The sequence below is a fragment of the Erwinia sp. STN24 genome, assembly GCF_041320675.1.
Taxonomy (GTDB): domain Bacteria; phylum Pseudomonadota; class Gammaproteobacteria; order Enterobacterales; family Enterobacteriaceae; genus Erwinia; species Erwinia aeris.
In genome coordinates this window covers 1-24,023 of the sequence record NZ_JBGGPM010000009.1, presented here as the reverse complement: position 1 = coordinate 24,023, position 24,023 = coordinate 1, and the positions used below count along the sequence as shown (strand labels likewise).

The 24,023-nt window shown below is 58.2% G+C and carries 20 protein-coding genes and 1 pseudogene; 20 read left to right on the top strand and 1 reads right to left on the bottom strand.

Annotated elements, in window-relative coordinates:
* From ilvN to lpxC, 18 genes and pseudogenes are all read left to right on the top strand, one after another.
* Positions 1–492 (top strand): acetolactate synthase small subunit, encoded by a 492-nt coding sequence (gene ilvN, locus ACA373_RS20520; RefSeq protein ID WP_125288984.1) that lies wholly within the window; start codon positions 1–3, stop codon positions 490–492.
* Between the two features lie 192 nt (positions 493–684).
* Complete coding sequence (gene cra / locus ACA373_RS20515) at positions 685–1,695, top strand: catabolite repressor/activator (RefSeq protein WP_253455287.1); 1,011 nt, start codon at positions 685–687, stop codon at positions 1,693–1,695.
* 546 nt (positions 1,696–2,241) lie between these two features.
* Positions 2,242–2,700 carry a division/cell wall cluster transcriptional repressor MraZ gene (gene mraZ / locus ACA373_RS20510; protein ID WP_125288986.1) on the top strand — a complete coding sequence of 153 codons (459 nt, stop codon included), beginning with the start codon at positions 2,242–2,244 and terminating at the stop codon, positions 2,698–2,700.
* Between the two features lie 2 nt (positions 2,701–2,702).
* Entirely contained in the window at positions 2,703–3,644 is a 942-nt protein-coding gene (gene rsmH, locus ACA373_RS20505; RefSeq protein ID WP_253455286.1) for a 16S rRNA (cytosine(1402)-N(4))-methyltransferase RsmH, read from the top strand.
* Entirely contained in the window at positions 3,641–3,961 is a 321-nt protein-coding gene (ftsL, locus tag ACA373_RS20500) for a cell division protein FtsL (RefSeq protein ID WP_253455285.1), read from the top strand. The genes rsmH and ftsL overlap by 4 nt, the downstream gene beginning before the upstream one ends.
* Positions 3,962–3,969: 8 nt before the next feature.
* Positions 3,970–5,734, top strand: a pseudogene (locus ACA373_RS20495) (peptidoglycan glycosyltransferase FtsI).
* The gene (gene murE / locus ACA373_RS20490) at positions 5,721–7,208 is read left to right on the top strand and encodes a UDP-N-acetylmuramoyl-L-alanyl-D-glutamate--2,6-diaminopimelate ligase (protein WP_370735005.1); all 1,488 of its coding nucleotides are present in this window, start codon (positions 5,721–5,723) and stop codon (positions 7,206–7,208) included. Before ACA373_RS20495 ends, murE begins: the two are co-directional and overlap by 14 nt.
* Entirely contained in the window at positions 7,205–8,566 is a 1,362-nt protein-coding gene (gene murF, locus ACA373_RS20485; RefSeq protein WP_301251455.1) for a UDP-N-acetylmuramoyl-tripeptide--D-alanyl-D-alanine ligase, read from the top strand. The genes murE and murF overlap by 4 nt, the downstream gene beginning before the upstream one ends.
* Entirely contained in the window at positions 8,560–9,642 is a 1,083-nt protein-coding gene (gene mraY / locus ACA373_RS20480; protein ID WP_253455282.1) for a phospho-N-acetylmuramoyl-pentapeptide-transferase, read from the top strand. Before murF ends, mraY begins: the two co-directional genes overlap by 7 nt.
* Positions 9,643–9,644: 2 nt before the next feature.
* Complete coding sequence (gene murD / locus ACA373_RS20475) at positions 9,645–10,961, top strand: UDP-N-acetylmuramoyl-L-alanine--D-glutamate ligase (RefSeq protein ID WP_370735004.1); 1,317 nt, start codon at positions 9,645–9,647, stop codon at positions 10,959–10,961.
* On the top strand, positions 10,961–12,175 hold the full coding sequence (ftsW, locus tag ACA373_RS20470) for a cell division protein FtsW (RefSeq protein ID WP_253455280.1): 1,215 nt from the start codon (positions 10,961–10,963) through the stop codon (positions 12,173–12,175). Before murD ends, ftsW begins: the two co-directional genes overlap by 1 nt.
* Entirely contained in the window at positions 12,172–13,230 is a 1,059-nt protein-coding gene (gene murG, locus ACA373_RS20465; RefSeq protein WP_253455279.1) for an undecaprenyldiphospho-muramoylpentapeptide beta-N-acetylglucosaminyltransferase, read from the top strand. Before ftsW ends, murG begins: the two co-directional genes overlap by 4 nt.
* 58 nt (positions 13,231–13,288) lie before the next feature.
* Positions 13,289–14,761 (top strand): UDP-N-acetylmuramate--L-alanine ligase, encoded by a 1,473-nt coding sequence (gene murC, locus ACA373_RS20460; RefSeq protein ID WP_301251452.1) that lies wholly within the window; start codon positions 13,289–13,291, stop codon positions 14,759–14,761.
* On the top strand, positions 14,754–15,674 hold the full coding sequence (locus ACA373_RS20455) for a D-alanine--D-alanine ligase (RefSeq protein WP_253455277.1): 921 nt from the start codon (positions 14,754–14,756) through the stop codon (positions 15,672–15,674). The genes murC and ACA373_RS20455 overlap by 8 nt, the downstream gene beginning before the upstream one ends.
* A gap of 1 nt (position 15,675) precedes the next feature.
* Positions 15,676–16,515, top strand: a complete 840-nt coding sequence (ftsQ, locus tag ACA373_RS20450) for a cell division protein FtsQ (RefSeq protein WP_253455276.1) — start codon at positions 15,676–15,678, stop codon at positions 16,513–16,515.
* Complete coding sequence (ftsA, locus tag ACA373_RS20445; RefSeq protein WP_125288999.1) at positions 16,512–17,768, top strand: cell division protein FtsA; 1,257 nt, start codon at positions 16,512–16,514, stop codon at positions 17,766–17,768. The genes ftsQ and ftsA overlap by 4 nt, the downstream gene beginning before the upstream one ends.
* 72 nt (positions 17,769–17,840) lie before the next feature.
* Complete coding sequence (ftsZ, locus tag ACA373_RS20440) at positions 17,841–18,998, top strand: cell division protein FtsZ (protein WP_125289000.1); 1,158 nt, start codon at positions 17,841–17,843, stop codon at positions 18,996–18,998.
* 101 nt (positions 18,999–19,099) lie between these two features.
* The gene (gene lpxC, locus ACA373_RS20435) at positions 19,100–20,017 is read left to right on the top strand and encodes a UDP-3-O-acyl-N-acetylglucosamine deacetylase (protein ID WP_125289001.1); all 918 of its coding nucleotides are present in this window, start codon (positions 19,100–19,102) and stop codon (positions 20,015–20,017) included.
* A 3-nt stretch (positions 20,018–20,020) separates the two neighbouring features.
* On the opposite strand, the gene ACA373_RS20430 is transcribed toward lpxC, so the two are convergent.
* On the bottom strand, positions 20,021–20,533 hold the full coding sequence (locus ACA373_RS20430) for a DUF721 domain-containing protein (RefSeq protein WP_125289002.1): 513 nt from the start codon (positions 20,531–20,533) through the stop codon (positions 20,021–20,023).
* Between the two features lie 21 nt (positions 20,534–20,554).
* Here ACA373_RS20430 and secM point away from each other — a divergent pair, with 21 nt between their 5' ends.
* Both secM and secA read left to right on the top strand, forming a co-directional pair.
* A complete protein-coding gene (gene secM / locus ACA373_RS20425) occupies positions 20,555–21,034 on the top strand; it encodes a secA translation cis-regulator SecM (RefSeq protein ID WP_370735003.1) in 480 nt (159 codons plus the stop codon).
* A 70-nt stretch (positions 21,035–21,104) separates the two neighbouring features.
* Complete coding sequence (gene secA, locus ACA373_RS20420; RefSeq protein WP_253455274.1) at positions 21,105–23,810, top strand: preprotein translocase subunit SecA; 2,706 nt, start codon at positions 21,105–21,107, stop codon at positions 23,808–23,810.
* Positions 23,811–24,023 lie beyond the last annotated feature (213 nt).

Here is a 24,023-nt window from a genome sequence, read left to right as displayed (position 1 = left end):
ATGCGTCGTGTTTTATCGGTACTGCTGGAAAACGAATCCGGCGCATTATCGCGGGTAGTAGGGCTTTTTTCTCAGCGCGGCTACAACATCGAAAGCCTGACCGTCGCGCCTACTGACGATCCGACGCTGTCGCGGATGACTATTCAGACCGTGGGCGACGAGAAGGTGCTGGAGCAGATTGAAAAGCAGCTGCACAAGCTGGTGGACGTGCTGCGCGTCACGGAGCTGGGCCAGGGCGCGTTTGTCGAGCGCGAGATCATGCTGGTGAAAATCCAGGCGACCGGCTACGGGCGTGAAGAGGTTAAGCGTAGCGCGGAAATATTCCGTGGGCAGATCGTCGACGTGACGCCTTCGCTTTATACGGTTCAGCTGGCGGGCACCAGCGACAAGCTGGACGCTTTTTTAAGCACCGTTCGTGAAGTGGCGGAAATCGTTGAGGTTGCACGTTCAGGCGTTGTCGGTGTTGCGCGCGGCGAGCGAATTATGCGCTGATTGCCCCGCGTGATAATTGCGAAAAGCTTCTAACCCGGCGTAATGCCGGGTTTTTTTATTTTTGCCAGAAAGCTCCCGACTGGGACTAAAAGAGGTTGCTGGCGCAGCCGTTAGATGTAAGATTATCTTATCCTTAGCCGCGACATGGCTATTTTTTCTGCGCCGTCATGGTGCCTGAAGCGTGGAGTTATTGTGAAACTGGATGAAATTGCGCGTCTTGCTGGTGTATCGCGCACGACGGCCAGCTACGTTATAAACGGAAAAGCCCGGCAGTATCGTGTCAGCGACAAGACCGTAGAAAAAGTCATGGCGGTGGTTCGCGAGCATAATTATCACCCTAATGCGGTCGCCGCAGGTTTAAGGGCAGGGCGTACCCGCTCGATAGGCCTGGTTATTCCCGATTTAGAGAATACCAGCTATACGCGGATCGCGAATTATCTGGAGCGCCAGGCCCGTCAGCGCGGCTATCAGCTGCTGATCGCCTGCTCCGAAGATCAGCCGGATAACGAAATGCGCTGTGTGGAACACCTGTTACAGCGCAAGGTAGACGCGATTATCGTTTCGACCTCCCTGCCGCCGGAACACCCTTTTTATCAGCGCTGGATTAACGATCCGCTGCCGATCGTAGCGCTGGATCGCGCGCTGGATCGTGAACACTTCACCAGCGTCGTCGGCGCCGATCAGGATGATGCCGAGATGCTGGCGGCCGAACTGCGCAAGCAGCCGGCTGAATCCATTCTTTACCTCGGCGCGCTGCCGGAGCTGTCCGTCAGCTTCCTGCGTGAAATGGGCTTTCGCCAGGCGTGGCAGGGCGACGAGCGCCATATCGACTATATCTATGCCAACAGCTTTGAGCGCACGGCGGCGGCGGCGCTGTTTGAAACCTGGCTGGAAACGCACGCCATGCCCGATGCGCTGTTTACCACCTCTTTTGGTCTGCTGCAGGGCGTGATGGACGTGGCGCTGAAGCGGGAAGGGCGGATGCCGACCGATTTATCAATAGCCACCTTCGGCGATCATGAGCTGCTGGATTTTCTGGATTGTCCGGTACTGGCGGTAGGTCAGCGTCATCGCGACGTGGCCGAGCGGGTGCTGGAACTGGTGCTGGCCAGCCTGGACGAGCCGCGTAAGCCAAAACCCGGCCTGACGCGTATCCGTCGCAATCTTTACCGGCGTGGACGCCTGAGCCGTAAAGGAAGTTAATCAGTTGCTAAAAGGGTGTCTTTTATTGGCACCTTTTATTTTTCTGGTTTCGCAACTTTTCGCGCGGTGCCGGATGCCCAAATAAGACCGGTGCGTTTTTGGTTTGTCGTTAGCGTAAATAAAAGTAAAGATAAAGTTTCAAATGATTTTAACTTTCCGAAAATGCACGCTTATTAAAACGTTAGCGACACGCCTTCGCTGCCGCATCAGGCAGAACGGCACTATCAGGCCATTTTCTTAGGAAATTCCTTAAAATACCGGTCAACGGCTAAAGTTGGCGGCCGGAATTTTACGGGTAACGGCTGGTATATTTTTGAACAACTCAGACTTTCTCATCAATTTCCCGTCACTATTCATTAGTTTAATTTTCGATAGCGCGCTAAAGGCGCTTCTTTTTTAACTCTTTGCTGTTTTTTCTGGAAAAGAAATAATTCTTCAGGGCCTGCGCTGTCGCTTGACAATGATTTCCTCCGCTCCGTACACTCCTCCGGGTGGGAATTTGTGGTGTAAAGTGGGACTTAAGGGTAACCAAAGGGGAAGACTGGCATGTTCCGTGGAGCAACGTTAGTCAATCTCGACGGCAAAGGGCGACTGGCTGTGCCCATGCGCTACCGCGAAACGCTGATCGGGGAATCTCAGGGGCAAATGGTGTGTACTATTGACCTCCATCAGCCATGCCTGCTGCTTTACACCCTGCCTGAATGGGAAATTATTGAACGTAAGCTGGCTCGCTTATCGAGCATGAACCCGGTAGAGCGCCGTATTCAGCGCTTGTTGCTTGGTCATGCCAGCGAATGCCAGATGGATAATGCAGGCCGTTTGCTGATTGCGGGTACGCTCCGTCAGCACGCGAATCTGACCAAAGAAGTGATGCTGGTTGGACAGTTTAACAAGTTTGAGCTGTGGGATGAACAGACCTGGTATCAACAAGTCAGGGAGGATATTGACGCGGAGCAGTCGTCTCAGGAACCGCTATCTGAGCGCTTGCAGGACTTGTCATTATAGCTATGCAGGAAAATTTTAAACATACCACGGTGCTGCTGGACGAGGCGGTCAACGGCCTCAATATCAAACCAGACGGCATCTATATTGATGGCACCTTTGGACGAGGCGGGCATTCCCGACTGATCCTCTCCGCGCTGGGCGAACAGGGGCGTCTGTACGCCATCGACCGCGACCCGCAGGCTATTGCCGCCGCCGCCGCCATTACCGATCCGCGCTTTACCATTATACATGGGCCTTTCTCCGCGCTGGCGGAGTATGTTGACGCGCGCGGGCTGACCGGCCGCATCGACGGCATTTTACTGGATTTGGGCGTCTCTTCGCCGCAGCTGGATGATGCCGAACGCGGCTTCTCTTTTATGCGCGACGGCCCGCTGGATATGCGCATGGATCCGACCAAAGGCTTATCTGCTGCGCAGTGGCTGCTTCAGGCAGAGGAGAGCGATATCGCCTTTGTGCTGAAAACCTTTGGCGAAGAGCGCTTCGCAAAACGCATCGCGCGCGCCATCGTCGAGCGCAACCGCGAGCAGCCAATGACCCGCACCAAAGAGCTGGCGGACGTGATTTATGCCGCTACGCCGGTAAAAGATAAATTCAAGCATCCGGCAACGCGCAGCTTCCAGGCTATCCGTATTTGGGTCAACAGCGAGCTGGAAGAGATTGAAAAAGCGCTGAAAGGCGCGCTTTCCGCGCTGGCGCCGCAGGGCCGCCTGTCGGTGATCAGCTTCCACTCGCTGGAAGACCGTATCGTCAAACGCTTTATGCGCGAACAGAGCCGTGGCCCGCAGGTTCCGGCCGGTATTCCGATGACGGAAGCGCAGCTGAGCAAGCTCGGCGGCCGTCAGCTTAAAGCGCTGGGCAAAATGATGCCGGGCGAAGCGGAAGTGGCGGAAAACCCGCGCGCGCGCAGTTCCGTATTACGTATTGCTGAGAGAACAGACGCATGATCGGCAACGAGCGACACAGTTTACCCGGCGTGATTGCAGGCGATCTTTTACGCCACGGCAAAATCCCGCTGATCCTGGCTGTCGCCGTGCTGGTGTCTGCGGTGCTGGTGGTGACCACGGCGCATAAAACCCGCCTGCTCACCGCGCAGCGCGAGCAGCTGGTGCTGGAACGCGACGCGCTGGATATCGAATGGCGCAACCTGATTCTGGAAGAGAATGCGCTGGGCGATCACAGCCGCGTGGAAAGAACGGCGATGGAAAAACTGCAAATGCAGCATGTCGATCCTTCGCAGGAAAATATTGTGGTACAGCCATAAGGGCATAAATGAAAGCCGCAGTTAAGACGCTTAAGACAAAACGTCAGGAAGATCAGGCCAGCTTTGTCAGCTGGCGTTTTGCGTTGTTGTGCGGCTGTATTTTACTCGCGCTGGGCGGACTGCTGGCGCGCATGGCTTATCTGCAGGTGATCAACCCGGATAAGCTGGTGCGGGAAGGCGATATGCGCTCGCTGCGCGTCCAGGCCGTTCCGACCTCTCGTGGCATGATCACCGATCGCGCCGGGCGGCCGCTGGCCGTCAGCGTGCCGGTCAACGCTATCTGGGCCGATCCGAAAGAGCTGCACGCCAAAGGCGGCATCACGCTGGACAGCCGCTGGCAGGCGCTTTCCGATGCGCTTTCCATTCCGCTGGATCAGCTGGCGGCGCGCGTTAACGCCAACCCCAAAGGGCGCTTCGTCTATCTGGCGCGCCAGGTCAATCCGGCCATCGGCGACTACATTAAAAAACTCAAGCTTCCCGGCATCTTTTTACGGGAAGAGTCGCGTCGCTACTATCCGGCAGGGCAGGTCACGTCACATCTGATCGGCTTTACCAACATTGATGGTCAGGGCATTGAAGGCGTCGAAAAGAGCTTTGATAAATGGCTGACGGGCGAGCCGGGCGAGCGCACCGTGCGCAAAGACCGCCATGGCCGCGTGATTGAGGATGTCTCTTCCGTAGACAGCCGGGCGGCGCACAACCTGGCGCTGAGCATTGACGAACGCCTGCAGGCGCTGGTCTATCGCGAACTGAACAATGCCGTCGCCTTTAACAAGGCGGAGTCGGGCACCGCCGTGCTGGTGGATGTTAACACCGGCGAAGTGCTGGCGATGGCCAACAGCCCGGCCTATAACCCGAACAACCTTACCGGCGTTACCAAAGACGTAATGCGCAACCGCGCCATCACCGATATTTTCGAGCCGGGTTCAACCGTCAAACCGATGGTGGTCATGACCGCGCTACAGCGCGGCGTGGTGCGCGAAAACAGCGTGCTGAACACCGTGCCTTACCGCATCAACGGCCATGAGATCAAAGACGTGGCCCGCTATAACGAGCTGACGCTGACCGGCGTTCTGCAAAAATCGAGTAACGTCGGCGTTTCCAGGCTGGCGTTAGCGATGCCGTCCTCGGCGCTGGTAGAAACCTACTCGCACTTTGGACTGGGTAAAGCGACCAATCTGGGACTGGTCGGAGAAAGTAGTGGCTTATATCCCCAAAAACAACGGTGGTCTGACATAGAGAGGGCCACCTTCTCTTTCGGCTACGGGCTGATGGTAACGCCGTTACAGTTAGCGCGAGTCTACGCCACAATCGGCAGCTATGGTCTCTATCGCCCGCTGTCGATTACCAAAGTTGATCCGCCCGTGGGCGGACAGCGCGTATTTTCTGAAGAAGTGGTTCGCACCGTCATGCATATGATGGAGAGCGTGGCGCTGCCCGGCGGCGGCGGCGTAAAAGCGGCCATCAAAGGCTACCGCATCGCCATTAAAACCGGTACGGCGAAAAAAGTCGGGCCGGACGGGCGCTACGTTAACAAATATATTGCCTACACCGCCGGCGTTGCACCGGCAAGCCGTCCCCGTTTTGCGCTGGTGGTGGTGATCAACGATCCCCAGGCCGGTAAATATTACGGCGGCGCGGTTTCGGCTCCGGTGTTTGGCGCCATTATGGGCGGTGTATTGCGCACCATGAATATCGAACCTGATGCGCTACCGGTCGTTGAGAAAAACGAGCTGGTAGACAATAAGTGAGGGATCAAGTGACAGATCGTAATCTGCACGACTTACTGGCGCCGTGGGTGCCTGGCGCGCCCGCGCTGCCGCTGCGTGAAATGATCCTGGACAGCCGTTTAGCGGCTGCCGGCGATCTCTTTGTCGCCGTAAAAGGCCATACGGCAGACGGCCGTCGTTTTATTCCCCAGGCTATCGCGCAGGGCGTGGCGGCGATTATCGCCGAAGCGGAAGGCGAAGCGGAAGATGGCGACATCACTACCGTGCACGGCGTGCCGGTGATTTATCTGGCGCAGCTGAGCCAGCGGCTTTCCGCGCTGGCCGGGCGCTTTTACCAGCAGCCGGGCGAAAAACTGCGCCTGATTGGCGTGACCGGCACCAATGGCAAAACCACCACCACTCAGCTGCTGGCGCAATGGGCGCAGCTGCTGGGCGAAACCGGCGCGGTGATGGGCACCGTCGGCAACGGCCTTTACGGGCATCTGGCGCCGGTTGAAAACACGACCGGCTCGGCGGTTGAGGTACAGCAGACGCTGGCTTCGCTGGTGGAGCAGGGCGCGACGCTGGCCGCGATGGAGGTTTCCTCCCACGGTCTGGTGCAGCATCGCGTAGCGGCGCTGCCTTTTGCCGCTGCGGCCTTTACCAACCTCAGCCGCGATCACCTGGACTACCACGGTGATATGACGCGCTATGAGTCCGCCAAATGGCTGCTTTTCTCCGAGCACATGGTCGGCCAGGCCATTATCAATGCCGATGACGAGACGGGACGCCGCTGGCTGGCGAACCTGCCGGACGCCGTTGCCGTTACGCTGGAAGATAACCTGGAGCCGGGCTGTCATGGCCGCTGGCTGAAGGCGACGGACGTGCGCTATCACGACAACGGCGCCGCCATCCGTTTTGACTCCAGCTGGGGCGGCGGCGAGCTGGAAAGCCGTCTGATGGGCGCGTTTAACGTCAGCAATCTGCTGGTGGCGCTGGCTACGCTGTTGGCGCTGGGTTATCCGCTCAACGAGCTGGTGGCGACCGGCAACCGACTACAGCCGGTCACCGGCCGTATGGAAGTCTTCAGCTCGCCCGCGAAGCCAACGGTAGTGGTGGATTATGCCCACACGCCGGACGCGCTGGAAAAAGCGCTGGAGGCCGCTCGCCTGCACTGTAAAGGCAAGCTGTGGTGCGTCTTCGGCTGCGGCGGCGATCGCGACAAAGGCAAGCGTCCGCTGATGGGCGCCATTGCCGAGCAGTTCTCCGACGTGGTGGTGATCACCGACGATAACCCGCGCAGCGAAGATCCTGCCGCTATCGTGGCCGACATTCTGACCGGCCTGCTCGATCCGGGCCGCGCCCGCGTGGTAGCCGGACGAGCACAGGCGGTCACTAACGCCATCATGCAGGCTAAAGAAGAAGATATCGTGCTGGTTGCCGGTAAAGGTCATGAAGATTATCAAATCGTCGGCAACCGTCGGCTGGACTATTCCGACCGCGAAACCGTGGCGCGTTTGCTGGGGGTGATGGCATGATCGCACTCTCTCTGCAAAAGCTGGCTGAGATCACCGGCGGTGAACTAATCGGCAGCGACCTTACCTTTAGCGAAGTGACCACCGATACGCGCAAGATAAGCGCCGGCTGTCTGTTTATCGCGCTGAAGGGCGAGCGTTTTGACGCGCACGAGCTGGTCGGCGACGCAATAGCGGCCGGTTCGGCGGCTCTGTTAGTCAGTAAGCACTTACCTGTTGCGGTTCCTCAGGTGGTGGTCAGCGATACGCGCATAGCGCTGGGCCGGCTGGCCGGCTGGGTTCGCCAGCAGTCGACGGCGCGCGTCGTGGCGCTGACCGGCTCTTCCGGCAAAACCTCGGTCAAAGAGATGACCGCCGCCATTCTGCGCCAGTGCGGCGAAACGCTGTATACCGCAGGCAATCTGAATAACGATATCGGCGTCCCGCTGACGCTGCTGCGTCTGAGCGCGCAGCACCAGTACGCGGTGATTGAGCTGGGCGCTAACCATCAGGGCGAAATCGCCTGGACCACCAGCCTGGCGCGACCGGAAACGGCGCTGGTCAACAACCTGGCGGCCGCGCACCTGGAAGGGTTCGGCTCGCTGGCAGGCGTGGCCAAAGCCAAAGGCGAAATTTTTCAGGGGCTGCCGGACAACGGCACCGCCATTCTGAACGCCGACAGCAACGACGAGGCTAACTGGCAGCCGATGCTGAAGGGCAAAACGGTCTGGCACTTCTCTTCCCAACCGCAGGCCGAAAGCGAGTTCGCCGCCAGCGATGTGCAAATCACCAGCTCTGGCACCCATTTTGTGATGAAAACGCCTGTAGGCAGCGTAGCCGTTCAGCTGCCGCTGCCGGGGCGTCACAATATCGCGAATGCGCTGGCCGCCGCCGCGCTGGCTATCTCCGTCGGCGCTTCCCTGGAAGCGGTACAGCTTGGCTTAGGCCAGCTTGAAGCCGTGCCGGGCCGCCTTTTCCCGGTTCTGCTGGCGGAAAATCAGCTGCTGCTGGACGACAGCTATAACGCCAACGTCGGCTCGATGACCGCAGCGGCTCAGGTGCTGGCGGATATGCCGGGCTATCGCGTGATGGTCACCGGCGATATGGCGGAGCTGGGCGAGGAGGCCGAAGCGTGCCATCGCGAAGTGGGCGAAGCGGCGCGGCGCGCCGGTATTGATAAGGTGCTTAGCGTGGGCACATTAAGCCGCGCTATCGGCGAGGCCAGCGGCGTGGGCGAACATTTTACCGATAAGGCTGCCGTCACGGCGCGTCTGCGGACGCTGCTGGCGGAACAGCCGACGATCACCATTTTAGTTAAAGGTTCACGTAGTGCCGCCATGGAGCAGGTAGTACAGAGCTTACAGGAGAAAAGAACATGCTAGTCTGGCTGGCCGAACATCTGGTCGCTTTTTATTCAGGCTTTAACGTCTTTTCCTATCTGACGTTTCGCGCCATCGTCAGCCTGCTGACCGCGCTGTTTATCTCGCTGTGGATGGGGCCGCGCATGATCGCCCGCCTGCAGGAAATGTCCTTCGGTCAGGTCGTGCGTAACGACGGCCCGGAATCGCACTTCAGCAAGCGCGGCACGCCGACCATGGGCGGCATTATGATCCTGTTCTCCATTACCGTCTCGGTGCTGATGTGGGCCTATCCGTCCAACCCTTACGTCTGGTGCGTGCTGGTGGTGCTGGTGGGCTTTGGCATCATTGGGTTTGTGGACGATTATCGCAAGGTGGTGCGTAAAGACACGAAAGGGCTGATCGCGCGCTGGAAATATTTCTGGATGTCGGTGATTTCGCTGGGCGTCGCCTTTACGCTCTATGCGACAGGAAAAGGCACGCCGGCGACGCAGCTGGTGGTGCCGTTCTTCAAGGACATCATGCCGCAGCTTGGCCTGTTTTACGTGGTGCTCGCCTACTTCGTTATCGTCGGCACCGGTAATGCGGTGAACCTGACCGACGGGCTGGACGGACTGGCGATCATGCCTACCGTTTTTGTGGCCGCCGGTTTTGCGTTGGTTGCCTGGGCCACCGGTAATATGAACTTCGCTAACTACCTGCATATTCCCTATCTGCGCCACGCTGGCGAACTGGTGATTGTCTGTACGGCAATCGTCGGTGCCGGGCTGGGCTTTTTATGGTTTAACACCTATCCGGCGCAGGTCTTTATGGGCGACGTCGGATCGCTGGCGCTGGGCGGCGCGCTGGGCACCATCGCCGTGCTGCTGCGTCAGGAGTTTTTGCTGGTGATTATGGGCGGCGTCTTTGTGGTGGAAACCCTGTCGGTGATCCTACAGGTGGGGTCGTTCAAGCTGCGCGGCCAGCGAATTTTCCGCATGGCGCCTATTCATCATCATTACGAACTTAAAGGCTGGCCGGAACCGCGCGTTATCGTACGTTTCTGGATCATTTCACTGATGCTGGTGCTGATTGGCCTGGCGACGCTGAAGGTGCGGTAATAATGACTGATTACCAGGGTAAAAAAGTCGTCATTATCGGTCTGGGATTGACCGGGCAGTCGTGCGTTGACTTCTTTTTAGCGCGTGGCGTCACGCCGCGCGTCATGGATACCCGACTTGTTCCGCCGGGCCTGGAAAAGCTGCCAGCAGAAGTGGAACGCTGGCTGGGTTCGTTGAACGACGACTGGCTGCAAAGCGCCGATCTGATTGTCGCCAGCCCCGGGCTGGCGCTGTCGCATCCGTCCCTGACGGCGGCGGCGAAAGCGGGCGTGGAGATCGTAGGCGACATCGAGCTGTTTTGCCGCGAGGCGCAGGCGCCGATTGTGGCGATCACCGGCTCTAACGGCAAAAGCACCGTGACCACGCTGGTGGGCGAGATGGCTACAGCCGCAGGCTGGCAGGTCGGCGTGGGCGGCAATATTGGCCTGCCGGCGCTGATGCTGCTTGCTCAGCCCGCCCGGCTCTACGTGCTGGAACTCTCCAGCTTCCAGCTGGAAACGACCCACAGCCTGAAAGCGGCGGCGGCGACCATCCTGAACGTGACGGAAGATCATATGGATCGCTATCCGTTCGGGATGCAGCAGTATCGGGCGGCCAAGCTGCGCGTTTACGAACAGGCAGACGCGTGCATTGTGAATGCGGACGATGCGATGACCATGCCGGTACGCGGCGCGGATAAACGCTGCATCAGCTTTGGCGTCGATGTCGGCGACTATCACCTGACGCGCCAGCAGGGCAGTACCTGGCTACGGGTGAAAGGCGAGAAGGTACTGAATACCAACGAGATGGCGCTGGTGGGCCAGCATAACTATACCAACGCGCTGGCGGCCCTTGCGCTGGCCGATGCCGTGGGTTTGCCTCGCGCCTCCAGCCTGAAAGCGCTGACTACCTTTACCGGCCTGGCGCACCGCTTCCAGCTGGCGCACGAGCGTAACGGCATCCGCTGGATCAACGACTCCAAAGCGACCAACGTCGGCAGCACCGAGGCGGCGCTGAACGGTCTGACCGTGCAGGGCACGCTCTGGCTGCTGCTGGGCGGTGACGGCAAATCCGCCGACTTCAGCCCGCTGGCTCGCTACTTACAGGGCGATAACATCAGAATTTACTGCTTTGGTCGGGATGCGGCCGCGCTGGCAGCGCTGCGCCCGGAAAGGGCAGTGCAGACCGCAACGATGCAGGAAGCCATGCAGCAGATTGCCGCCAAAGCGCAGTCTGGCGATATGGTGCTGCTGTCGCCGGCCTGCGCCAGCCTCGATCAGTTTAAAAACTTCGAGCAGCGCGGCGACGTGTTCACTCGACTGGCAAAGGAGCTGGGCTGATGCGTGTTCCGGGTTTAAGCGTTGCCAGCTGGCTGTCAGAACGCCTGAAAGAGTGGGTGATGGGCTCGCGCGAGAGCGATGCCAGCACCATGGTGCTTTACGACCGCACGCTGCTCTGGCTGACGATAGGGCTGGCGATTATCGGCTTCGTGATGGTGACGTCGGCCTCCATGCCGGTGGGCCAGCGTTTATCGGACGATCCTTTTTACTTCGCCAAGCGCGATGCCTTTTACATCGTGCTGGCGTTCGGCATCGGGCTGGTCACGCTGCGCGTGCCGATGGCTTTCTGGCAGCGCTACAGCAACATTATGCTGCTGGTCACGGTGGTGATGCTGCTGATTGTGCTGGTGGTGGGCAGTTCGGTAAACGGCGCCTCGCGCTGGATTGCGCTCGGCCCGCTGCGTATCCAGCCTGCGGAGCTCTCCAAGCTTTCGCTGTTCTGCTATCTCGCCAGCTACCTGGTGCGCAAGGTAGAGGAAGTGCGCAACAACTTTTGGGGCTTCTGCAAACCGATGGGCGTGATGGTGGTGCTGGCGGTCCTGCTGCTGGCGCAGCCCGATCTGGGCACCGTGGTGGTGCTGTTTGTCACCACGCTGGCGATGCTGTTCCTGGCTGGCGCAAAATTATGGCAGTTTCTGGCGATCATCGGCTCCGGTATTTTTGCGGTTTGCCTACTGATTATTGCCGAACCTTACCGTATGCGGCGCGTCACCTCTTTCTGGAACCCGTGGGAAGATCCCTTCGGCAGCGGCTACCAGCTGACCCAGTCGCTGATGGCGTTTGGCCGCGGCGAATTCTGGGGCCAGGGGCTGGGCAACTCGGTACAGAAACTGGAATATCTACCGGAAGCGCACACCGACTTTATCTTCTCGATTATCGGTGAAGAGCTGGGTTATATCGGTGTGGTTTTAGCGCTGTTAATGGTATTCTTCGTCGCTTTTCGCGCGATGTCCATCGGGCGCCGCGCGCTGGAGCTTGACCAGCGCTTCGCCGGTTTTCTGGGCTGCTCTATCGGCGTCTGGTTCAGCTTCCAGGCGCTGGTTAACGTTGGCGCCGCAGCAGGTATGCTGCCGACCAAAGGCCTGACGCTGCCGCTGATCAGTTACGGCGGCTCCAGCCTGATAATTATGTCAACCGCCATCGTATTTTTGTTACGCATAGATTATGAAACGCGTCTGGCAAAAGCCCAGGCGTTTACGCGAGGTAGTCGATGAAAGGGAAGCGACTGATGGTTATGGCCGGCGGCACCGGAGGACACGTTTTTCCGGGGCTGGCGGTGGCGCACCATCTGATGGCGCAGGGCTGGCAGGTGCGCTGGCTCGGCACGGCTGACCGTATGGAGGCCGATCTGGTGCCGAAACACGGCATCGACATCGATTTTATTCGCATCAGCGGCCTGCGCGGCAAAGGGCTGAAGGCGCAGCTGGCCGCGCCGCTGCGGATTTTCCACGCCGTACGTCAGGCCCGCGCAATCATGAAGGCCTACAGGCCGGACGTGGTGCTGGGCATGGGCGGCTACGTTTCCGGGCCGGGCGGCCTGGCGGCGTGGAGCTGCGGTATTCCGGTGGTGCTGCATGAACAAAACGGCATCGCCGGATTAACCAATAAGTGGCTGGCGAAAATCGCCAAAAAAGTGATGCAGGCGTTTCCCGGCGCGTTCCCTGATGCGGATGTGGTCGGCAACCCGGTACGGACAGACGTGCTTGCTCTGCCGTTGCCTGCTGAACGTATGGCCGATCGCAGCGGCCCGGTTCGCGTATTGGTTATCGGCGGCAGCCAGGGTGCCCGCGTGCTGAACCAGACGCTGCCTCAGGTGGCCGCGAAGCTGGGCGACAGCATTACGCTGTGGCACCAGACGGGCAAAGGCGCGCTGGCTGAAGTCAACGACGCCTACGGTAAGGTTGGACAGACGCAGCATAAAGTCACCGAATTTATTGACGATATGGCAGCGGCCTACGCCTGGGCGGACGTTATCGTCTGTCGCTCCGGCGCGCTGACGGTCAGCGAAGTGGCCGCCGCAGGCTTACCGGCGATCTTCGTGCCGTTTCAGCATAAAGATCGTCAGCAGTACTGGAACGCGCTGCCGCTGGAAAAAGCGGGCGCGGCAAAAATTTACGAGCAGCCGCAGTTTACGGCTGACACCGTGGCGCAGACGCTGGCCGCATGGGATCGCCCAACGCTGATGGCGATGGCGGCGAAGGCCCGTGCCGTGGCGATCCCGGATGCGACCGAGCGTGTCGCAGCCGAAGTCAGCAAAGCGGCGCTATAGCACAGGACGAGACTTGTCCCGGAACAGGGTGCCAGCAGGTACCGACAGGCAGAAAGAGATGAATACACAACAACTGGCAAAACTGCGTTCTATCGTGCCCGAGATGCGTCGCGTCCGGCACATTCACTTTGTTGGCATCGGTGGTGCCGGCATGGGCGGTATTGCCGAAGTGTTGGCCAACGAAGGCTATGAAATCAGCGGTTCCGATCTGGCGCCGAATGCGGTCACGCAGCATTTGAGCGCGCTGGGAGCGACCATCTATTTTAACCATCGTCCTGAAAATGTCAGCGATGCCAGCGTGGTGGTGGTATCCACCGCGGTGTCGCAGGATAACCCGGAACTTATCGCGGCGCGTGAAGCCCGCATTCCGGTGATCCGGCGGGCGGAAATGCTGGCCGAGCTGATGCGCTTCCGTCACGGCATCGCCGTCGCCGGGACGCACGGAAAAACCACGACCACGGCCATGGTATCCAGCATTTATGCGGAAGGCGGCCTGGATCCGACCTTCGTTAACGGTGGCCTGGTCAAAGCGGCGGGCACCCATGCGCGCCTGGGCAGCAGCCGCTATCTGATTGCGGAAGCGGATGAAAGCGATGCGTCCTTCCTGCACCTTCAGCCGATGGTGGCTATCGTCACTAATATCGAAGCTGACCACATGGATACCTATCAGGGCGATTTTGAGAACCTGAAGCAGACCTTTATCAATTTCCTGCACAACCTGCCGTTCTATGGCCGCGCGGTGCTCTGCGTGGATGACGCGGTGATCCGCGATCTGATCCCGCGCGTAGGCCGCCAGATCACCACTTACGGCTTTAGCGAAGATGCCGACGTGCGTATCGCCAGCTACGAGCAGCACGGCGCGCAGGGCCACTTCACGCTGGCCCGCCACGATAAGCCGCTGATGCAGGTGACGCTGAACGCGCCTGGCCGCCACAATGCGCTGAACGCCGCCGCCGCGGTAGCCGTCGCGACGGAAGAGGGCATTGACGATGCAGAAATCCTGAGCGCGCTGGAAAGCTTCCAGGGCACCGGTCGTCGCTTCGATTTCCTGGGCGAGTATCCGCTACAGGAAGTGAACGGCGTGCAGGGCACCGCGATGCTGGTTGACGATTATGGTCATCATCCCACGGAAGTTGACGCCACGATCAAAGCGGCCCGCGCGGGCTGGCCGGACAAGCAGCTGGTAATGATCTTCCAGCCGCATCGCTATACGCGCACCCGCGATCTCTATGACGATTTCGCGAACGTGCTGTCTCAGGTGGATGTGCTGCTGATGCTGGACGTTTACTCCGCTGGCGAAACGCCGATCCCCGGTGCCGACAGTCGCTCGCTGTGCCGCACCATCCGTGGGCGCGGCAAAGTGGATCCTATCCTGGTGTCGGACCATGACGCCGTGCTGGAAATGCTGGCGCCGAAGCTGTCCGGCAACGATTTAATTCTGGTGCAGGGCGCGGGCAACGTTGGTCGTATTGCCCGCACGCTTGCTGAAAATAAGTTACAACCGCAGAAAGAAGGTAAACATCATGGCTGAGAAAGTAGCGGTATTGCTGGGTGGCACTTCTGCGGAACGCGACGTTTCCCTGATGTCGGGCAACGCCGTGGTGAGCGGACTGCTTGAGGCGGGCATCGACGCGCATGCCGTCGATATCCGTGATTTTCCGGTAACGCGCCTGAAAGAAGAAGGCTTCGATAAAGCTTTTATCGCGCTGCACGGTCGCGGCGGCGAAGACGGCACCCTGCAGGGGCTGCTGGAGTTTCTGGCTATTCCCTATACCGGCAGCGGCGTGATGGCTTCCGCCATTACCATGGACAAGCTGCGCACCAAATGCCTGTGGCAGGGCTGCGGCCTGCCGGTATCGCCTTACGTGGCGATTACCCGTAAAGAGATGGACGCCGGGCTTAACGACGAGATCCGCGCCCGTATCGCAGCGCTGGGCCTGCCGGTTTTCGTTAAGCCCAGCAGCGAAGGCTCCAGCGTCGGCATCAGCCGCGTTAACGACGCTGATTCGCTTCAGGCTGCGCTGACCGAGGCTTTCCGTCACGACGACGACGTGCTGGTAGAGGCGTTTCTGAGCGGCCCGGAATACACCGTAGCGGTGATCGGCGACGATATTCTGCCTTCCATTCGTATTCAGGTGGCTTCGGAGTTCTATGACTATGAAGCAAAATACTTTTCTGACGAAACGCAGTACTTCTGTCCAAGCGGTTTATCGGCCGAGCGGGAAGCGGAACTGAGCGAGATCGTGATTAAAGCGTGGCGCGCGCTGGGCTGTAGCGGCTGGGGACGCGTCGATCTGATGATGGGCGGCGACGGCCAGTTTTACCTGCTGGAGGTGAATACCTCGCCCGGCATGACCAGCCACAGCCTGGTGCCGATGGCCGCTAAGCAGGCCGGCATGAGCTTTTCGCAGCTGGTAGCCCGCATTCTGGAACTGGCGGACTGATATGTCCCAGGCTGCTCTGAATGTTCGCAATCGCGAGGCGCAGGAAAAAGCGCGCACCGGCCGCAGCAACGGCTCGCGGCTGGCCGGCATTCTTTTCCTGTTGATAGTGCTTGGCGTGATGTCGGCAGGCGGTTACGTAGTGGTACGCTGGATGAACGACGCGTCCCGGCTGCCGCTGTCCAGGCTGGTGGTGACGGGGCAAATGCACTACACCACCAACGACGATATTCGTCAGGCTATCCTGTCGCTGGGCGAGCCTGGCACTTTTATGTCGCAGGACGTGGATGTTATCCAGCAGCAGATCGAACGGCTGCCCTGGATCCAACAGGTCAGCGTGCGTAAGCAGTGGCCGGACGAATTAAAGATTCATCTGGTTGAATATGTGCCCGTTGCCCGCTGGAATGACCTGCATCTGGTTGATGCAACGGGAAAATCGTTCAGCGTGCCGGCTAATCACCTCGGCAAAGAGAAGATGGTGATGCTTTACGGGCCGGAAGGCAGCGAATCCGAAGTGCTGGCAGGCTACCATCAGATGGACGCTATGCTGGCCGCCGGAAAATTTAAGCTGAAGGCGGCGTCAATGACGGCGCGGCGTTCATGGCAGCTGGTGCTGGATGACGATACGCGTCTGGAACTGGGACGCAACGAGGATATGAAGCGGCTGAAACGCTTCATTCAGCTCTGGCCGACGCTCCAGCAGCAGGCGCAAGCGGAAAATAAGCGGATCGGTTATGTGGACCTGCGATACGACTCTGGCGCGGCAGTAGGCTGGGCACCGCCACTTATTCAGACCACTGACGGTAATAAGCAACAGAATCAGGCACAGGTTAAACAACAATGATCAAGGCGACGGACAGAAAACTGGTAGTTGGACTGGAAATCGGCACCGCGAAGGTCGCCGCTTTGGTAGGGGAAGTTTTGCCCGATGGTATGGTCAATATCATCGGGGTGGGTAGCTGTCCTTCTCGCGGCATGGATAAAGGCGGCGTCAACGACCTGGAGTCGGTCGTCAAGTGCGTACAGCGTGCAATTGACCAGGCCGAACTGATGGCGGACTGCCAGATTTCCTCGGTTTATCTGGCGCTGTCCGGAAAACACATCAGCTGTCAGAACGAAATAGGGATGGTTCCTATTTCAGAAGAGGAAGTGACCCAGGAAGATGTGGAAAACGTGGTGCACACCGCGAAATCCGTGCGTGTTCGTGACGAACACCGGATTTTGCACGTTATTCCGCAAGAATATGCGATCGATTATCAGGAAGGGATCAAAAATCCGGTAGGCTTATCGGGCGTGCGTATGCAGGCGAAAGTCCATTTGATCACCTGCCATAACGATATGGCGAAAAACATCGTTAAAGCGGTTGAACGATGCGGCCTGAAAGTTGACCAACTGATTTTCGCCGGTCTGGCCTCCAGTTTCGCTGTGCTGACCGAAGATGAACGCGAGCTGGGCGTTTGCGTTGTGGACGTCGGCGGCGGCACAATGGATATCGCGGTCTATACTGGCGGGGCGCTGCGCCACACCAAGGTTATCCCGTATGCGGGCAATGTGGTCACCAGCGACATCGCCTATGCGTTCGGCACGCCGCCGACCGATGCGGAAGCCATTAAAGTGCGTCACGGCTGCGCGCTCGGCTCCATCGTCGGCAAAGACGAAAACGTCGAGGTGCCGAGCGTGGGCGGACGGCCGCCGCGCAGCCTGCAGCGCCAGACGCTGGCAGAGGTCATTGAGCCGCGCTATACCGAGCTGCTGAACCTGGTCAACGACGAGATTTTACAGCTGCAGGAGCAGCTGCGTCAGCAGGGCGTCAAGCATCACCTGGCCGCAGGCATCGTCCTGACCGGCGGCGCAGCGCAGATTGAAGGCCTGGCGGCCTGCGCGCAGCGCGTGTTTCATACGCAGGTGCGCATCGGCCAGCCGCTGAATATCACCGGCTTAACAGATTATGCGCAGGAGCCTTACTACTCGACGGCTGTCGGGCTGCTGCACTACGGAAAAGAGTCTCATCTTAACGGTGAGGCGGATGTGGAAAAAAGAGCGTCAGTGGGCAACTGGTTCAAGCGAATCAACAGCTGGCTGAAAAAAGAGTTTTAATTTAGAGAAAAGGAGATCATGCTAGGCTTATTTTATGATCTCCAGGCGACAGGCACATAACGGAGAGAAATTATGTTTGAACCTATGGAATTAACCAATGACGCGGTGATTAAAGTCATCGGCGTCGGCGGCGGCGGCGGTAACGCCGTAGAGCATATGGTGCGTGAGCGCATCGAAGGCGTAGAATTCTTTGCCGTTAACACCGACGCTCAGGCGTTGCGCAAAACGGCAGTAGGCCAGACCATCCAAATCGGTAACGGGATTACCAAGGGTCTGGGTGCCGGGGCAAACCCGGAAGTAGGACGCAATTCAGCGGAAGAAGATCGTGAAGCATTACGTCAGGCGCTGGAAGGCGCGGACATGGTGTTTATCGCCGCAGGTATGGGCGGCGGCACCGGTACCGGCGCGGCGCCGGTCGTGGCCGAAGTAGCCAAAGATTTAGGTATCCTGACCGTGGCCGTCGTGACCAAGCCTTTCAATTTTGAAGGCAAGAAGCGTATGGCTTTCGCGGAGCAGGGTATTGCCGAGCTCTCCAAGCATGTCGATTCTCTGATTACTATTCCAAACGACAAGCTGCTGAAAGTGCTGGGTCGCGGTATTTCTCTGCTGGACGCGTTCGGCGCGGCTAACGACGTGCTGAAAGGCGCGGTGCAGGGCATTGCCGAACTGATTACCCGTCCGGGTCTGATGAACGTCGACTTTGCCGACGTGCGCACCGTAATGTCCGAAATGGGCTATGCGATGATGGGCTCCGGCGTGGCGTGCGGCGAAGACCGTGCGGAAGAAGCGGCCGAAATGGCGATCTCCAGCCCGCTGCTGGAAGATATCGACCTTTCCGGCGCGCGCGGCGTACTGGTCAACATCACGGCTGGTTTCGACCTGCGTCTGGATGAATTTGAAACAGTGGGTAACACTATCCGCGCCTTCGCTTCCGACAACGCGACCGTGGTTATCGGTACCTCGCTGGATCCGGAAATGAACGACGAGCTGCGTGTGACCGTGGTCGCAACCGGCATCGGCATGGACAAACGTCCGGAAATCACGCTGGTGACCAACAAGCAGGCACAGACTCAGCCTGTTATGGATCATCGTTATCAGCAGCACGGTATGGCGCCGCTGCCTCAGGAACAAAAGCCTGCGGCGAAGGTGGTCAACGAGCCCGGCACGCAAACCAACAAAGAGCCTGACTATCTGGATATTCCGGCCTTCCTGCGTAAGCAGGCGGACTAAGAATTCCCTGAAGGTTGGGGTTCTCCGCTCTTTGTGTTAAAGTGTTCGCCCGTCAGTGATTTATACTGGCGGTCGGATGAGTAATTTTGCGAGATAATGCGATGATCAAACAACGGACATTAAAACGTATTGTTCAGGCGACTGGCGTCGGTTTGCATACCGGCAAGAAAGTCACTCTGACGCTACGCCCTGCGCCGGCTAACACCGGGGTCATCTATCGTCGCACTGACTTGAATCCACCGGTTGATTTCCCGGCTGATGCCAAATCCGTGCGTGATACCATGCTCTGTACCTGTCTGGTCAACGAGCATGACGTGCGTATTTCCACGGTCGAGCACCTGAATGCGGCCCTTGCCGGCCTCGGCATTGATAATATCGTGGTGGAAGTTAACGCGCCTGAAATCCCTATTATGGATGGCAGCGCGGCGCCCTTTATTTATCTGCTGATGGACGCGGGTATTCAGGAGCTGAACTGCGCGAAAAAATTTGTGCGCATCAAACAGCCTGTCCGGGTTGAAGACGGCGACAAATGGGCCGAACTGGTCCCGCACAACGGCTTTAAGCTCGATTTCACCATCGACTTTAAGCACCCGGCTATCGACGCCAGCTCACAGCGCTACAGCATGGATTTTTCCGCTGAAGCCTTTGCGCGTCAAATCAGCCGTGCCCGTACGTTCGGCTTTATGCGCGACATCGAGGCGTTACAGTCTCGCGGTCTTTGCCTGGGCGGCAGCTTCGACTGCGCCATCGTGGTGGACGACTATCGCGTGCTGAACGAAGACGGCCTGCGTTTTGAGGACGAGTTCGTGCGTCACAAAATGCTGGATGCGATCGGCGACCTGTTTATGTGCGGACACAACATCATTGGCGCGTTTACCGCGTTCAAAGGTGGTCACGCGCTGAACAACAAGCTGCTGCAGGCCGTGCTGGCGAAGCAGGAAGCCTGGGAATGGGCAACGTTTGAAGACGAAGCCGAGCTGCCGGTGACCTTCCGTGCGCCAAACCTGGTGCTGGCTTAAGCACTATTTATGACGACTGGTTGAGCGGGTACTCTCTCCGGCCAGCAAGGCCAGTCGTTCTAATGTTTTCTTTAGTTTTTCCGGGCTACGGCTCGCGACTCCCCGTAAAATTTCCGCACTCTCTTCGCTAAGCTGACGCCCCAGATTATTCTCTTTTGCTGGCCGAACGCTGTTTTCCTGCGCGTTTTCCTGAGCTTTTGCCGCCATCGTTGGATTTATCCTGATGTCGATTGACGTCAATGATGGTAATATTTGCGCTCGTAAAGCTGACAGCAGGCTGGATTGTTCATAGCGTAAGCGCATCATCCAGCTGGCGTTAGCGGTTTCAAGCACCAGAACGCCCTGGCGGAAATTCGCCACGCGGCACCAGGGATGCAGCTGAGCCGGGATAATACCCTGCAACGCACGGTTCAGCTTATTCAGCGCAATAGCGCGTTGCTGAATGGATTGCAGCATACTCTGGCCTTCGGCAGCTTCGAAAAAACTTTCAATTGATTGCGGGCGACTATCGCGCATAGCAGGCTCCGGCGGAAAACAGTGGGTATTCTTAATTGTTGGCGACAATTTGGCAGACGTTACTTCTGGCCGCATCTCCTGTTGGGGATGGTCGCGGCGAGCTTTGGTCTGCCTCACGCCTCAGGTGATACCTTACCAGAAACTGCTTCCAGAAGCCTGAATATCAATAATAGCGTGCGCTTCGACAGCCTTGCGTTGTTGAACGCGCGTCGCGCCAGCTTTAATGTGGATTACTGGCATCAACACGCCATCCGCACCGTTATTCGCCATCTCTCTTTTACGCTGACGCCCGCTGCCGTTATTGAGCAGGCCACGCCGCTTGAGGTGCATCGGCTGGCGCTGCTGGACACGCTGAATGCGCTACTCACGCATGAAGTCAGACCGCCCGCGATTGTTCGCCAGACCACGCCACAGCAAACAACCGACGCGCCTCGCTATCAGACCGGCCTGTGGCTGGCCAGCGTGCAGGGCATTCGCGCCGGGCCTGTCTCTCTCGCATAAATCGACTATAGTTCCCCCATTAAAAGTTTAGTGATGCGCTGTAGAAGCAGTGGCTGAGAGAATATTGTTTATGTTAATCAAATTATTAACCAAGGTTTTTGGTAGCAGTAACGACCGTACGCTGCGCCGTATGCGCAAAGTGGTTGAGCAGATCAACAAGATGGAACCGGACTTTGAGAAGCTGTCCGATGATGAGCTGAAGGCGAAGACCGCCGAGTTCCGCGCGCGTCTGGAAAAAGGCGAAGTGCTGGAAAACCTGATCCCGGAAGCCTTTGCGACCGTACGTGAGGCCAGCAAGCGCGTCTTTAACATGCGTCACTTTGACGTGCAGCTGCTGGGCGGCATGGTACTGAACGATCGCTGCATCGCGGAAATGCGTACCGGTGAAGGTAAAACCCTGACCGCTACGCTGCCTGCTTACCTGAACGCCCTTAGCGGCAAAGGCGTGCACGTCGTCACGGTCAACGACTATCTGGCGCAGCGTGATGCGGAAAACAACCGCGCGCTGTTCGAGTTCCTGGGACTGAGCATCGGCATCAACCTGCCGGGAATGCCTGCTCCGGCCAAACGTGAAGCCTACGCTGCCGATATTACCTACGGCACCAACAACGAATATGGCTTTGACTATCTGCGCGATAACATGGCGTTCAGCCCTGAGGATCGCGTACAGCGCAAGCTCAACTATGCGCTGGTGGATGAGGTCGACTCCATCCTGATCGATGAAGCGCGTACGCCGCTGATTATCTCCGGCCCGGCGGAAGACAGCTCCGAACTCTATATCAAAGTTAACAAAATCATCCCTCACCTGATCCGTCAGGACAAAGAAGACTCCGACACCTTCCAGGGCGAAGGCGACTTCTCCGTGGATGAAAAAGGGCGTCAGGTGCATCTGACCGAGCGCGGCCTGATGAAGGTGGAAGAGCTGCTGGTCAGCGAAGGCATCATGGAAGAGGGCGAGTCGCTTTATTCGCCAGGCAACATCATGATGATGCACCACGTCACGGCGGCGCTGCGCGCCCATGCGCTCTTTACCCGCGACGTGGACTATATCGTGAAAGACGGCGAAGTGATTATCGTCGATGAACATACTGGTCGTACCATGCAGGGCCGTCGCTGGTCGGATGGTCTGCATCAGGCGGTAGAAGCGAAAGAAGGCGTGGAGATCCAGAACGAAAACCAGACGCTGGCTTCTATTACCTTCCAGAACTATTTCCGCCTTTACGACAAGCTGGCCGGTATGACCGGTACGGCAGATACCGAGGCTTTTGAGTTCAGCTCTATCTACAAGCTGGAAACGATTGTCGTGCCGACCAACCGCCCAATGGTGCGTAAAGATCTGCCGGATCTGGTCTATATGACCGAGAAAGAGAAGATCGACGCGATCATTGAAGATATCCGCGAGCGTACCGCTAACGGCCAGCCGGTGCTGGTGGGAACGATCTCTATTGAGAAATCGGAAGTGGTGTCAGCCGAGCTGACTCGCGCCGGGATCAAACACGAGGTGCTGAACGCCAAGTTCCACGCCCGTGAAGCGGATATCGTGGCGCAGGCTGGTCAGCCGGGCGCGGTTACCATCGCAACCAACATGGCGGGTCGCGGTACGGATATCGTGCTGGGCGGCAGCTGGCAGGCGGAAATCGCCGCGCTGACCGATCCAACCCCTGAGCAGATCGAAGCGATCAAGAGCGCCTGGAAAGTGCGTCACGATGCGGTACTGGCTTCCGGCGGTCTGCATATCATCGGCACCGAGCGTCATGAATCACGCCGTATCGATAACCAGCTGCGCGGCCGCTCCGGTCGTCAGGGCGATAACGGCTCCTCACGCTTCTATCTGTCGATGGAAGATGCGCTGATGCGTATTTTCGCCTCCGATCGCGTCTCTAATATGATGCGTAAACTGGGCATGAAGCCGGGCGAAGCGATTGAGCATCCGTGGGTGACCAAAGCTATTGCCAATGCACAGCGCAAAGTGGAAAGCCGTAACTTTGATATTCGTAAGCAGCTGCTGGAATATGATGACGTGGCTAACGATCAGCGTCGCGCTATCTACACCCAGCGTAACGAGCTGTTGGACGTTTCCGACGTATCGGAAACTATCACCAGCATCCGTGAAGACGTGTTTAAAACCACGATCGATACCTACATTCCACCGCAGTCGCTGGAAGAGATGTGGGATGTGCCAGGCCTGCAGGAACGTCTGAAAAACGATTTCGACCTGGAGCTGCCAATTGCAGAGTGGCTGGACAAAGAGCCTGACCTGCATGAAGAGACGCTGCGCGAACGTATTATGACGCAGGCCAAAGAGCAGTATCAGCGTAAAGAAGAAGTGGTCGGCATTGAGATGATGCGCAACTTTGAAAAAGGCGTGATGCTGCAAACGCTGGATTCGCTGTGGAAAGAGCATCTGGCTGCAATGGACTATCTGCGTCAGGGCATCCATCTGCGTGGCTATGCGCAGAAGGATCCTAAGCAGGAGTACAAGCGCGAGTCTTTCGCCATGTTCGCCGCAATGCTGGAGTCGCTGAAGTATGAAGTGATCAGCACGCTGAGCAAGGTGCAGGTCCGGATGCCGGAAGAAGTCGAAGCGATGGAAGAGCAGCGTCGTGAAGAAGCCGAGCGTCTGGCGCAGCAGCAGCAGCTGAGCCATGTGGATACCGAAACGGAAGCGGCAATGGCGCTGGCTGAGCAGACCGGCGAGCGCAAAGTCGGACGTAACGATCCTTGCCCTTGCGGCTCAGGAAAAAAATATAAGCAGTGTCACGGCCGCCTGGCCTGACGGGTATTGCTGACCACGCTTTAAAAAACCGGGGAATTCCCCGGTTTTTTTATGGCGGAGAGACAGGGCAAACCAGTACGCTCTTGCACAGCCACAGCCACAGCCACAGCCACAGCCACAGCCACAGCCACAGCCACAGCCACAGCCACAGCCACAGCCACAGCCACAGCCACAGCCACAGCCACAGCCACAGCCACAGCCACAGCCACAGCC